Consider the following 13,029-nt stretch of genomic DNA (forward strand, 5'->3'; position numbering starts at 1 on the left):
GACGGAGCATCTGCATACTGCCCGAACTCAGTTCTTGACCGTGTCTTCCAGGAAGAATCGGCCGAGCGGGTTCTGGTAGAAGTTCTCGATATTCTTGCGTGAGACGTTGATATAGGGGCTGTAATAGAGGTCGATCCAGTTGACGTCGTCCTTGGCCATCTTCTGCAGATCGACATACATCTGTTCGCGCTTCTTCGGGTCGAGCTCGAGGCGCGCCTTGGCGACCAGTTCCTTCACCGCCTCGTTCTTGTAATTGGTCGAGTAGTTGTTGTTGGAATCGTGGCCGAGAACGAAGGTGGTCTTCTGGTCCGGGTCGAGAATGTCGTTGGTCCAGTAATTGACCGAGACGTCGTAGTCGCCGGCCACGATCATGTCCCATTCCTGGCTCGGATCGACCTTCTGCAGATTGGCCGTGATGCCGGCCTTCTGCAGCTGCTGCTGGACCAGAACGGCCGTCTGTTCGTCGACTTCGTCGCCGGCGCGCACCAGATAGTTCAGCGTCAGGTCCGAGGCGCCGGCGGCCGCCAGCAACTCCTTTGCCTTTTCGGGATCATAAGGCCGCTGCAGATTGTCGGCATAATAATAGAGAGCGCCCTTTGGAATATAGGAGTTGGCGACCGTGCCCTGGCCGAAGGTGACGGTATCGACGATCGCCTTCTTGTCGATCGCGAGGTCAAGCGCCTGGCGGACTTCCTTCTTGCCCAGCGCGCCATGCGCATGGTTGATCAGAAGATGATCCTCGCGGGTCGAAGCGTCGATATCGACGTTGAGGTTCGGGTCCTTCTTCAACTCCTCGACGCGAGAAAAGGGAACGAAGATCGCCGTATCCAGTTCGCCGGCCTGAACGTTCAGCATGCGGGTGTTGTCGTCAGGCACCGAGATCCACTCGACGCCGTCGAGCTTGACGCGGTCGGCCTGCCAGAAGTTCGGGTTCTTCTTGAGAATGACGCGGTCGCCGCGCCGCCATTCCTCGACCACGAAGGCGCCGGATGCAATCGGCTTTTCGCCATAGGCATCGGGACCAAGCGATTCCATGCCCTTCTTGGAGATGACGGAGGCATTCGGCAGCGCCAGCGTCGAAAGGAACGGCGCGGACTGGTTCTTGAGCTTGATCGTCAGCGTGTGTGCGTCGGTCGCCACCGCCGTGTCGATCACCTTATAGGAATCGCTCCAGAGCGAGGCAGCGTCATCGCGGATGCGCAGTAGGCTGTAGGCCGCGTCTTCCGCCGTCAGCGGCGAACCGTCCGAGAATTTTGCGTCGCGGATCTTGAACGTGTAGGTCAGCCCGTCATCAGAGACGGTCCAGCTTTCGGCAAGGCCCGGCTCCAGTTTCGTGCCTGTCTTGTCGACGCGGATCAGCACGTCGTAGACGTTGGAGAACACCCAGTTGTCGATGTTCTGCGCGGTCTTGATCGGATCGAATGTCGTCGAATCCTCGCGGCGGCCGATGGTGAGTACACCGGCGGCCTCGGCATAGCTTGCGCTGAGCGTCAGACCGGCGAGCAAGGCTGCAAGCCCGATTGATTTCCACCTGTTTGTCATGAGTTCGTTCCCTTCGTTGTTATGGCATGCGTTTGATGGGCAGGATCGGCATCGAATGCGGATCGTCCTTGCCGTCGGCGTCTTGAAGCAGCCGCTTGTCAGGATCGATGTCGGGAATGGCGGCGATCAGCGCCGCCGTATAGGGATGCTTCGGCCGCGCGAAGACCTCTTCGGAGCGGCCTTCCTCAACGATTTCGCCGCGATACATCACGACGACGCGTTCGCATAGATTGCGGACGATCGCGAGATCATGGGCGATGAAGATCAGCGTGAGGTTCATCTTCGCCGTGAGCTCGCGGAAGAGTTCGATGATCTGGGCCTGGATGGTGACGTCGAGGGCCGCCACGCATTCGTCGGCGATGATCAGCTTCGGATCGACGGCCAGCGCCCGGGCGATGCCGGCGCGCTGGCACTGGCCGCCGCTCATGCTGCGCGGTTTGCGGCCGGCGAATTCGCGTTCGAGGCCGACGAGATCGAGCAGTTCGCCGATCCGCGCCGGGATATCGGCCTTGGCGACCTTGCCCTGCACCTTCAGCACCTCGGCCAGCATCTGCCCGATCGTCAGCCGCGGATTGAGCGCATTGTAGGGATCTTGGAAGACCATCGCCGTCTCGCGCCTGAGCTTTGCCAGGCCGGCACTCTTCTGCAGCGCCAGATCGACGCCGTCGAAGGTGACGTGGCCCGAGGAAAGCGGCGTGAGGCCGAGCACGGCGCGGGCAAGCGTGCTCTTGCCGCTGCCGGATTCGCCGACGATGCCGACCGTCTCGCCCGGCATGATCTGCAGGCTGACGCCGGCAACGGCGCTGACCGTCTTGGCACCGCCCCTGAGCAGGGCGCCGCCCGCTCTGAAGCGCACGTGGAGGTCATCGATTTCGAGCAATGGTCTGGCCGGCTGGCTGGCCTCGGCAAGCTCGAGCGGCGGCGCGGACGTCTCGCTTGAGATCGAAGGGTGGCTGTTGATCAGGTTGATCGTATAGGGATGCTGCGGTCGCGCCAGGATCGTCCGCTTCGGCCCCTCTTCGAGCAGCTTACCGCCGCGCAGCACGGCGATGCGGTCGCAAGTCTGGGCGACGATACCGAGATCGTGGGTGATCAGAATGATCGACAGGCCGCGCCGGTCGCGAATGTCAATCAACAGCCGCAGGATCTGCGCCTGGATGGTCACGTCGAGTGCGGTGGTCGGCTCGTCGGCGATCAGGATCTTCGGATTGCAGGACAGCGCCACGCCGATCATCGCCCGCTGCCGCATGCCGCCGGAAAATTCGTGCGGATAGCTATCATACTGGCGCACGGGATCGGGGAAGCCAACCTGCGCCAGGATTTCCGTCGCCGCGGCGCGGGCCTCGCGGGCGCCGAGGCCCTGGTGATAGCGGATGCCCTCGGCGATCTGATCGCCGATCCGCATCACCGGATCGAGATGGCTGGTCGGGTTCTGGAAGATCATGCCGATCTCGCCGCCGCGCACTTTCAGCATCTCGCCATCGTCGACCCGCATGAGGTCGCGCCCTTCGAGCAGCACGCTACCGCTTTCGATCTTCAGCAGCGAGGAGGGCAGCAGGCGCACCAGGGAACGGCAGAACAGGCTCTTGCCCGAGCCGCTCTCGCCGACGAGGCCGAGGATCTCGCCCTTGCCGAGGTCGAGCGAGACCGCATCGAGCAGCGTGCGCGGGCCGGAATCGACATGCGCCCTGACTGTGAGATCACGGACGGACAGCACGGAGCCGCTCATTCGTGCACCCCCAGCAGTTCGCCGAGCGCGTCGCCCAGCATGCTGAAGCCGAAGGCGAGGCAGACGATGGAGAGACCGGGAAACAGCGTGATCCACCATGCGGTGGTGATGAAGCTCTGTCCTTCCGCGACCATGACACCCCATTCGGCAATCGGCGGCTGGACGCCGAGGCCGAGATAGCTGACGGCAGCGCCGCTGAGCAACACCAGCGTCGCATCGGACATCGAAAAGACGATCGAGCCGGCGATCGCGTTCGGCAGCAGGTGGCGGAACATGATGCGCGGGCGGCTGAAGCCGAGGCTGACGGCGGCAACGGCATAGTCGCTGCCCTTCAGCACCAGCATCTGCGCCCGGATCAGCCGCGCATAGGAAACCCAGCCGACCAGCGCCATGGCGATATAGAAACTGCCAAGACCCGGTCCGAGGATTGCGATGATCGACAGCATCAGCACGAGGAAGGGGAAGGCGAGGATGATATCGACGAGGCGCATGAACAGCGCATCGACGATGCCGCCGAAAAAGCCGGCGATCGTGCCGACCGTCGTGCCGATCAGGAAGGGGAAAATGACGCCGATCAGCGCCATCTGCAGGTCGAGGCGCGCGCCCCAGATGACGCGGGAGAAGATATCGCGGCCGAAATTGTCGGTGCCGAAGGGATGCAACAGCGAAGGCGCCTGCAGGCGCACCTCGGCATTCTGCATGATCGGGTCGTAAGGCGCGACGAGGGGCGCGCCGATCGCCAGCAGGACAAAGAACAGGAGCAGGCCGGCACTGAGCACAAGCATCGGCCGCCGGCCGAAGAACCGGCGCCAGCCAAGAGATGCGGGGGCGATCGCCTCGATGCTCATAGCTTCACCCTCGGATCGACGGCGACGGTGACGATGTCGGCGATGAAGTTGATGAGCACGGTGGCGCAGGCAAAGACCATGGCGACGCCCTGCACCACCATGTAGTCGCGCGAGAAAATTGCCCTGACGAGCAACTGTCCCATGCCGGGCAGCGCAAAGACGCTCTCGACCACCACCGTACCGCCGATCAGCCAGCCGATATTGACGGCAAGCAGATTGATCGTCGGCACCAGCGAATTCGGCAGGACGTGTCGCCAGAAGACGATGCCTTCGGGCATGCCGCGGGCGCGCGCCGCCGTCGCGACATCCGATTTCAGCTGCTCGATCATCGCCGCCCGCAGGCTGCGCGTCAGCACGGTCGAAAGCGACAGCGCGACGGTCAGGCTCGGCAGCACGAGATGCGACAGCTTTTCGCCGATCGTCGCACCATAGCCCGAAACCGGCAGCACACCGAGTTCAACGCTGAAGAGGATGATCAGCATTAGCCCCAGCCAGAAGGGCGGAAAGCCGATGCCAAAGGTCGAGACGATGCGCACCGCATGGTCCGGCGCCCGGCCGGCATTGCGTGCGGCGACCGCCGCCATCGGCACTGCGATCAGGACCGAAAGCACGACGCTGGAGACGACGAGCGCAAGCGTCGGCTCGATACGGGTGACGATCAGCTTCAGCACGTCGATCTTGTAAAGAATTGACTTGCCCATCTCGCCATTGGCGAGGTTCTTGAGGAAATAGACATATTGCAGCCACATCGGCTGGTCGAGGCCGTACTGGGCGCGAATGCTGGCAAGGGCCGCCGGCGTCGCACGCGTCCCGAGGATATTGCGCGCCGGATCGCCGGGGATAAGCCGGACCAGAATGAAAGTGATGACGCTGATGCCGAAGATGACGGGCAGGAACTGCAGCGGCCGCGTCAGAACGAATTTATAGCGATGCATGACGGCGATCGCCCCTTTGTCTTCGTCGGGTTCGGTCCGCTTCCTGTTGCATCAGCCTGCCTCGTGCCGGTTGAGAAAATCGAGAAGCGCCGGATAATAGTCCTGCGGGTTCTCATAGAACGGCATATGGCTGGCATTGGCAAATACCTTGAGCTCGGCATTCGGCAGCGCAAGCTTCATCCTCAGCGCACAGGCCGGCGTCAACTCGTCATGCTCTCCCGTCGTGATGAGCACCGGCAGCGTCAGCCGCGGCAGATCGGGGATGCGGTTCCAGTCCTTGAGGTTGCCGATATAGAGAAACTCGTTCGGCCCCTGCATCGTCTCATAGGGCGCCATGTTCCAATCGTCGAGCGAGCGGCGCACCGGCGCGGGCCATTCCGGCAGACGGCAGACATGGCGATAGTTGAGTATGGTGACGGCAGCGAGATATTCCGGATGATTGTAGGTGCCCTGCGCCTCGTGCTTCTGCATCATCGACACGGTTTCGGGACCGAGCGCTGCGCGCAGCCGTTCCAGTTCCGAGATCAGATGCGGCATGTCGGCGACGGTATCTTCGAGGATCAGCGTCTTGAGGTTTTCGGGATAGGTCAGCGCATATTCGATCGCCAGCCACCCGCCCCAGGAATGGCCGAGCATGTGGACCTTGCCGAGCCCCAATGCCTTGCGCACCGTCTCCGTCTCCTCGACATAACGGCCGATCGTCCAGAGCGAGAGATCGTCCGGCCGGTCGGAAGCGCCGGTGCCGAGTTGGTCGAAGGCGACGACGCGATAGCCCTTGTCGATGAGACAGGAATGCGCCTCGCGCAGGTAGTCGCAGGGTAGACCCGGCCCGCCGTTCAGGCAGAAAACCGTCTCGCTGCCAGTCCCGAAACTATAGGCAACGACGCGAAAGCCATCGACATCGATCTCGAATCGCTCGTCCGGCCGTATTTCACGCCACATTGATCGCTCCGGCAGAAGATTTCGCTTGCTCAATATTTGGGCATGGCTAAATTTTTACCTTAAATCCCATTCTGTGCCAGCTATAAGAAGTGATAGGGTGGGCGCCATGCCGAACCTGGGAGCAGCCCATGCTTGACGAGCCCATTCTTGACGACCCCATTCTTGACGATATTGGAACGATCCGACGGCAGTTTACAGCACACGAAACGCTGGACGGCCGGATCGACCAGGCCTTCGAGGCGATGAAGCAGATCGGCTTCGAGGCGCTGATCTATGATTATACGCCGGTGCCCTACGATCTCGATGGCGCGATCATGATACCATCGCTGCTGAAGCTGCGGAATATCTCGGACGACATGCACGACTACTGGTTCAATCGCGGCTATTTCCGTATTGATCCGGTGCAGCAGGTGGCGCTGCGCACCTCCGCACCTTTCTTCTGGAACTATGACCCGGACGCTGACACGCTGATCAACCGTTTCATGAACGACGACACCGCGCCGGTGACGCGCTATTTGAGTGAACGCGATATGTCGACCGGCGTCACCGTGCCGGTTCATATGCCACGCGGCGACTATGCGACCGTCACCGGCATCCGCTTCGGCCGGAACAAAGATTTCGAACGGCACGCATTACGCTATATCGCCGACTTCAACCTGCTTGCCCATGTTTTCCATGAAACCGCCTATTCGCTTTTCGACACGCGGGCGAAGAGCGTCGGCACGATCCGACTGACCGAGCGGGAACGCGAATGCCTGCGCCATTCGGCGGAAGGTTATTCTGCCAAGGAAATTTCCCGCATCATCGACCGTTCCGTGCCGACTGTCGTGATGCACCTGAACGCCGCGGCAAAGAAACTCGGCGCCCGCAACCGCACCCAGGCGGTGGTTCGCGCCACCCATTACCGCCTGCTCGAAGACCGGCCGACCCATAATTGGCCACCCTATAACTTGTGATAGCTGCCTTCACAGTCGCCGCCGCGTTATGCTTTTTCATCACTGCTAAGAGATGGAGATACCAGTGGGCGAAGTCACGACCAACGAAGCCTATCTGCCCTTTCGCGACTATCGCACCTGGTATCGCGTCACCGGTTCGCTGGACAGCGGCAAGCTGCCCCTCGTCGTCGCCCATGGCGGGCCCGGCTGCACGCATGATTATGTCGATTCCTTCAAGGATATCGCCGCCCTCGACGGCCGTCCCGTCATCCATTACGACCAACTCGGCAATGGCAATTCCACCCGCCTTCCGGAAAAAGGCCCGGATTTCTGGACGGTCGGCCTGTTTCTCGAGGAACTGGACACGCTGCTTTCCCATCTCGGCATTCAGCATCGTTACGCCTTCCTCGGCCAGTCCTGGGGCGGCATGCTCGGCGCCGAACATGCGGTGCGCCGGCCGCAAGGCCTGAAGGCACTTGTTATCGCTAACTCGCCGGCCAACATGCACACCTGGGTTTCGGAGGCGAACCGACTGAGGCAGGAACTGCCGAAAGAGGTGCAGGATACGCTGCTGAAGCATGAACTGGCAGGAAGCCTCACCGATCCGGAATATATCGCCGCCTCACGCGTCTTCTATGACCGCCATGTCTGCCGCGTGGTGCCGTGGCCGCCCGAAGTGGCGCGGACCTTTGCAATCATGGACGAGGACAACACCGTCTACCGCAACATGAACGGCCCGACCGAATTTCACGTCATCGGCACGATGAAGGATTGGACGATCGAGAACAGGCTGGACCGCATCGAAGCCCCGACGCTGCTGATCTCGGGAAAATACGACGAGGCAACACCCCTGGTGGTCAGGCCCTATCTCGAACGGGTTCCCGGCTGCGAATGGGTGCTCTTCGAAAATTCCAGCCATATGCCGCATGTCGAGGAAAAGCAGCTTTGCCTGGCAACCGTTTCCGGTTTCCTGTCACGGCACGATTGAGAAAACCCGCCCACGCCGGCAACACCGTTTCTTGCCGCGAAGGCGACGCTTGGGATAGTCTGTCCCTTCGAGAGCGAAGGAAACGGGCCGATGAACGATCATCCGCAGACAGGCGGCGCGACAATCCTCGCAACGAGCAGGGCGCGCGGCTGGCGCGGTCTGGAGGCCGATCTTGTGCGCATCCCGCCTGGCCGCACGCATATTTCAGGCACGCCCTATCATCGCCTCGGAATCCATGTCGGCCGGCCGGTGCAGGCCCAATGCCGCTGTGACGGGCGGGAGCATCGCCGACTGCAGAAGCATGGCGATATCGACGTGGTGCCAGCCGGCCTTGATGGTGTCTGGGAGGACGACCGCGAATGCATGATCCTGCGGCTGAAGATCAGCAAGGATCTTTTCCATCGGGCTGCGATCGATCTCGGCCGCGATCCCGCGACGGCAATCGTGCCGCAATTTCAGCTCCGTGATCCGCGGCTCGAGGCAATCGCCTGGGCCTTGAAAGCGGAACTCGAAGCGGATGTGCCGTCCGATAACCTCTATGCCGATACGCTGGCGACAGCCTTGGCGCTCCGTCTGGTCGAGGCGGGCAGCGGCAGCTCTCGCCCAGCGGATAGCGGCAGAGCGCTCTCGCCCCGTCAGAAGCGGATGCTTGCCGACTACATCGAGGATAATCTCGACACGTCGCTTTCGCTTGCGGAACTGGCAGGTCTTGCCGGGCTGAGCCTCTCGCATCTGAAGACGCAGTTTCGAAACAGTTTCGGTATGCCGCCACATCAGTATGTGCTGCACCGCCGGGTGGCTCGCGTCGAGGTGCTGATCCGGAGCTCCGACCTGCCCTTGAGCCAGATCGCGCTTGAGGCCGGCTTTGCGCATCAAAGCCATATGGCAAACAGCATGAAGCGGCTGCTTGGCATCAGCCCCGGCACCATCACCCGCTCGCGCAATTAAAAAAATTGGCCGATCCTGCAACGGATCGGCCGAATGCGCAGGCAATACCCCCGGCGGCAGTACATCTTCCTTCCTCTGTTCTCAGTCGAAGGAATGATCATGTTTGTCATCTTTGGCGCCACCGGCAAGGTCGGCAAGGCAACGATAACCAGGCTTCGGGCCGAGGGCTCTCCCGTCAGGGCGGTGCTCCGCAATCCCGCAAAGGCCGCACCACTCGAGGCGCTCGGATGCGAGATCGCCGTGGCCGAGGTCGGCGATGCCGATGCCATGGCCGTCGCGATGAGAGATGCGACGGCCGTACAGCTCATCTGCCCGATAGACCCTCGTGCCACCGATGCCAGCCGCCAAATGCTGCAGTCGATCGAGCGGATGGCGGAGGCGATCGATGCCGCCCGGCCGCCGTGCATCCTGGCAATCTCGGATTACGGCGCGCATTTGACGATCGATACCGGCATAACCAGCCTCTTCCGTGCGATGGAGGAGCGGTTCCGGCAGTGCAGCGCCAGGATGGTCTACCTGCGTTCGGCCGAACATATGGAAAACTGGGCACGCTACCTGACGATCGCCGGTGAGACCGGTGTGATGCCAAGCATGCACCAACCGCTGTCGCGACCTTTCCCGACCGTCTCAGCCGCCGATATCGGCGATATGGCCGCCGACCTTCTGCTGACCGGTGAGGATCATGGCCCTTCGCCGCGGATCGTCCATGGCGAGGGGCCGCGCCAATACACGGCGCACGAGATCGCGGCGGCTTTAGGCCAGGTGCTGACACGAAGCGTCAGCGCACGCGAACTGCTGCGCGCTGAGTGGCAGGCAACGCTCATGCGCGCAGGGCTTTCGGAAAGTTATGCCGATCTGATCGTCAGGCTCGGCGATGTGCAGAACAAAGGTCTGATCGGCGCCGAAGCCGGTGTCGGCGAAATCCGCCGTGGCCGCACGGATATTGCCGTTGCCCTCGAGTCATTTCGTCCTGAAATCCGGCAGGATATCGTGTGACGTTTAGCCTGGGCGACCTATCCGCGGGTCAGCCACTTCTTGGCAACGCGGCAGGCCATCGTATAGGCCGGATCGAAGACGTTGCCGACATCATAACGCACCACCTGACCGAGCAGATGGCTGGCCGCCGTCTTGTCGAGGCCATAATCCGAGGCCAGCCAGTTCAGCATTTCGCTGGTCGCGTGCTGGAGCGCCTGATCGAGGGGCCGGGCGTTGCCGATGGTGAAGATGTCGTCAGCGGTTTCGCCGCGCGGCCAGACCAGTCCGGCCTTCTTTTCCACCGTCAGACGCACCGTGACCTCGAACGTCGTCTCGATGCCGGTTCCGACGATCTCGCCATCCCCTTGCACGGCATGGCAATCACCAAGAAAGAACAGGGCGCCGGGCGCCGATACGGGCAAGCGGACGGTGGTGCCGGGGCCGAACAGCCGATAGTCCATGTTGCCGCCATATTCACCACTGGTTGCGGTCGATATCGCCTGGCCGAGGCTGGGCGCTACGCCGAAACAGCCGATCATCGGGGCAAGAGGCAGGACGAAATTTTCGAGGCCGGCGACAGGCTCGGAAAGCTGGGCGGTCAATGTCTCACGGTCAATCGCCCAGATGGCGATATCGCGCGGCGGCAGGTCGCGAACCGCCTCGGGATCGACCACATTGGCCGCGACGACGCTGCGGGTAAAACCCGTGTCCCTGGTCGGGGTCATGCTGATGATCTCGACCTTCAGCGCATCTCCGGGCTCAGCACCTTCCACGAAGATCGGGCCGTTCATCGGATTGGGGCCGGATGTCTGCTTGATGCCATCCTTGTCATGCCCGGCGGCGTCGAGCGTCTCAGTAACGACGGTGTCGCCGTCGGCGATGCGCAGGGCCGGCGGAAGAGTGCCGATGACATTGTGAAAGATCGTCGGAATGAAGCGGTGGGTGGTCATGAGAATGCAGCTCTCGCTCGTTTCGAATATCATCAGCCTGCGGCTGAACTGCCCGGCGGAGAGAGTTCGAGACTAGATCAGAGATTGCCTGCAATGCCAATATCCGCAGCACCGCCCGAAAAATACAGGTCGGCCGCAATTCCGCGGGCCGATGGGCGGATTGTCAAATCAGCTCATCGTTGCGCACACCGGGCAGGATTCGCGGATGATCACGCCTCGACCGAGTCGAAGCGTGATCAGATCGACGTTCAGAATTTGAAGCTGGTGCCGATTGTTACCTTTTGCTGATTCACCTCGAAATCGCCGAGCGCCGAACCGAAATCCTTCCGTCCGAAGTCGTCATAGCGATATTCAGCGCGTATCATTATGTTGTCGGTTAGGGCGCGTTCCACACCGCCGCCGGCGGTCCAGCCAATCAGAATGTCGTCCTTCTTGCCAATTCCAGGCACGTCGACTTCTCCACCTGCAGCGGCCAAACCCCCGGTTCCGTAGATCAGCGTACGGTCCAGGGCATATCCCACGCGGCCACGCGCCGATCCGTCCCATTGGAGGGAAACGTCGCTTCCATCCTTCCAGTTGTAGTTGAAGTCATTCTCGATACCGAAGATGAAAGGGCCGTGCTGGAAATTATAGCCGCCGTAGATACCCGTTGAACCTCCATCAAGATCCTGCTCGGATCCGTTGAGGTAGCTCGCATGTGTCGAAGTGTATCCGCCTTGAAGCCCGAGATAAAATCCCGACCAGTCGAAGGCCGACTGGGTCTGTTCCTGTTGAACGTAAGCAGGATCCTGAACCACGGCATCGGCGGCAAAGGCCGGCAACGCCGAGAAAGCCACGGCGGCCAACACGATTATCTTTGTGTACATTAAAGTGCCTCGTCATTTCGATTATTGGAGAAGGCTTCAGCAAACCGGCAAGTCGGCTGGGACCGATGCACTATGCTGCGGTTCGGTGTTGCGGTTTGCACTTTATTGTTGAGATATGTTGTGACCATGCGCGTCTTGGACGCGGCACCTGCGCCAAGATCGCGCGTAGCCTCATGGGCCACCGGAAAATGTCGATCGCTGGCCGCGCTATTCGACGCGGAGAATGTGACATTCTAACTTTGCAGAAATAGGACACTTCAACTTTGCGGCTACAAAAACTGTGGCTATAAATAGAGCCTGAAAATTAAATCATTGTAATTGAACAGGTATTTTAGTTCCATAACATGCATTACGCCACTTCGTTTGTGTAGCCGCAAAGTTGAAGTGTCCTGTTTCTGCAAAGTTGGAATGTCACACTCCCCGGGTTTGATGGTGTGGGAGATTGCGGATGGGACTGATTGCGATGAGCGAGCGTGATCTGCAGCGGATCGAGATTCTATCGAAAGTGATCGCCGGCCGGATGACGATGGTGTCGGCGGCACATGTGCTTGATCTGAGTACGCGCCAGGTGCGTCGTCTGCTGGAGCGGATCAACACGGGTGGTGCGGCGTCGATCCGGCACAAGGCGATCGGCCGGCCGTCGAACAACCGGATCAGTGACGGTGTTCGAGATTACGCGGTGACGCTGGTTCGCGAACGCTATGCAGACTTCGGGCCGACATTGGCGGCTGAGAAGCTTTCCGAGCGAGATGGATTGCGGGTGTCGCGCGAGACGTTGCGCGGCTGGATGACAGGGGCCGGACTTTGGCTGTCGCGCAAGCAGCGGCGGACGTTCCATCAGCCGCGCTTGCGGCGTGAAGCCTATGGCGAGCTGGTGCAGATCGACGGGTCCGAGCATCGCTGGTTCGAGGACCGCGGTGATCCATGCTCGCTGCTGGTGTTCGTCGACGATGCGACGGGCAAGCTGATGCAGTTGCGGTTCGTGCGCTCGGAAAGCGCCTTCAGCTATTTCGAGGCGCTGGCGCTTTACCTGCGCGATCACGGCGCGCCTGTGGCCTTCTACTCCGACAAGCATTCGGTGTTCCGGGTGGCGAAGAAGGACGCCAAGGGTGGCCAGGGCATGACCCAGTTCGGGCGGGCGCTTTGTGAGCTAAACATCGAGATTCTTTGTGCAAATTCCAGTCAGGCCAAAGGTCGCGTCGAGCGGATGAACCGGACGCTGCAGGATCGGCTGGTCAAGGAATTACGGCTGGCGGATATCGGCGATATGGAGACGGGCAACGCGTTTTTGCCGGGCTTCATGGAGGACTACAATGCCCGGTTTGCGATTGTCCCTGCCCGGTCCGATGACCTGCACCGGCCGATAAATCT

The 13,029-nt window shown here is 61.1% G+C and carries 12 protein-coding genes; 5 read left to right on the forward strand and 7 right to left on the reverse strand.

Annotation, left to right across the window (positions count from 1 at the left end; translation table 11 throughout):
* Positions 1 to 27: 27 nt before the first annotated feature.
* Genes AC1ECN_RS05700 through AC1ECN_RS05720 form a run of 5 tightly spaced genes read right to left on the reverse strand, consistent with a single transcriptional unit; the run spans position 28 to position 5,996 of the window.
* Positions 28 to 1,542, reverse strand: coding sequence for an ABC transporter substrate-binding protein (locus AC1ECN_RS05700; protein ID WP_131706456.1), 1,515 nt, complete (start codon positions 1,540 to 1,542; stop codon positions 28 to 30).
* A gap of 19 nt (positions 1,543 to 1,561) precedes the next feature.
* Entirely contained in the window at positions 1,562 to 3,271 is a 1,710-nt protein-coding gene (locus AC1ECN_RS05705) for a dipeptide ABC transporter ATP-binding protein (RefSeq protein ID WP_131706455.1), read from the reverse strand.
* A complete protein-coding gene (locus AC1ECN_RS05710) occupies positions 3,268 to 4,119 on the reverse strand; it encodes an ABC transporter permease (RefSeq protein WP_131706454.1) in 852 nt (283 codons plus the stop codon). Before AC1ECN_RS05710 ends, AC1ECN_RS05705 begins: the two co-directional genes overlap by 4 nt.
* Positions 4,116 to 5,054, reverse strand: a complete 939-nt coding sequence (locus AC1ECN_RS05715) for an ABC transporter permease (protein WP_130792213.1) — start codon at positions 5,052 to 5,054, stop codon at positions 4,116 to 4,118. Before AC1ECN_RS05715 ends, AC1ECN_RS05710 begins: the two co-directional genes overlap by 4 nt.
* A 51-nt stretch (positions 5,055 to 5,105) precedes the next feature.
* Positions 5,106 to 5,996: a proline iminopeptidase-family hydrolase gene (locus tag AC1ECN_RS05720; protein ID WP_131706453.1), complete on the reverse strand. Its 891-nt coding sequence runs from the start codon at positions 5,994 to 5,996 to the stop codon at positions 5,106 to 5,108.
* 158 nt (positions 5,997 to 6,154) lie between these two features.
* Between AC1ECN_RS05720 and AC1ECN_RS05725 the strand changes: the two genes are divergently transcribed.
* The 4 genes from AC1ECN_RS05725 to AC1ECN_RS05740 all read left to right on the forward strand — a co-directional run bounded on the left by AC1ECN_RS05725 (position 6,155) and on the right by AC1ECN_RS05740 (position 9,863).
* Positions 6,155 to 6,952, forward strand: coding sequence for a helix-turn-helix transcriptional regulator (locus AC1ECN_RS05725; RefSeq protein ID WP_024320177.1), 798 nt, complete (start codon positions 6,155 to 6,157; stop codon positions 6,950 to 6,952).
* A 64-nt stretch (positions 6,953 to 7,016) separates the two neighbouring features.
* Complete coding sequence (locus tag AC1ECN_RS05730) at positions 7,017 to 7,919, forward strand: proline iminopeptidase-family hydrolase (RefSeq protein ID WP_024320178.1); 903 nt, start codon at positions 7,017 to 7,019, stop codon at positions 7,917 to 7,919.
* A gap of 90 nt (positions 7,920 to 8,009) precedes the next feature.
* The gene (locus AC1ECN_RS05735) at positions 8,010 to 8,867 is read left to right on the forward strand and encodes a helix-turn-helix domain-containing protein (protein WP_131706452.1); all 858 of its coding nucleotides are present in this window, start codon (positions 8,010 to 8,012) and stop codon (positions 8,865 to 8,867) included.
* Positions 8,868 to 8,960: 93 nt separating this feature from the next.
* Positions 8,961 to 9,863 (forward strand): NAD(P)H-binding protein, encoded by a 903-nt coding sequence (locus AC1ECN_RS05740; protein WP_131706631.1) that lies wholly within the window; start codon positions 8,961 to 8,963, stop codon positions 9,861 to 9,863.
* 17 nt (positions 9,864 to 9,880) lie between these two features.
* Here AC1ECN_RS05740 and AC1ECN_RS05745 read toward each other — a convergent pair whose 3' ends face one another.
* Both AC1ECN_RS05745 and AC1ECN_RS05750 read right to left on the reverse strand, forming a co-directional pair.
* Complete coding sequence (locus tag AC1ECN_RS05745; protein ID WP_131706451.1) at positions 9,881 to 10,792, reverse strand: acetamidase/formamidase family protein; 912 nt, start codon at positions 10,790 to 10,792, stop codon at positions 9,881 to 9,883.
* A gap of 248 nt (positions 10,793 to 11,040) precedes the next feature.
* Complete coding sequence (locus AC1ECN_RS05750; RefSeq protein WP_477952436.1) at positions 11,041 to 11,658, reverse strand: outer membrane protein; 618 nt, start codon at positions 11,656 to 11,658, stop codon at positions 11,041 to 11,043.
* 448 nt (positions 11,659 to 12,106) lie between these two features.
* Here AC1ECN_RS05750 and AC1ECN_RS05755 point away from each other — a divergent pair.
* Positions 12,107 to 13,029, forward strand: a 923-nt coding sequence (locus AC1ECN_RS05755; protein WP_477952438.1) for an ISNCY family transposase, incomplete at its 3' end; no start/stop codon positions are given.

The organism is Rhizobium sp. 01N447_2, assembly GCF_056399245.1.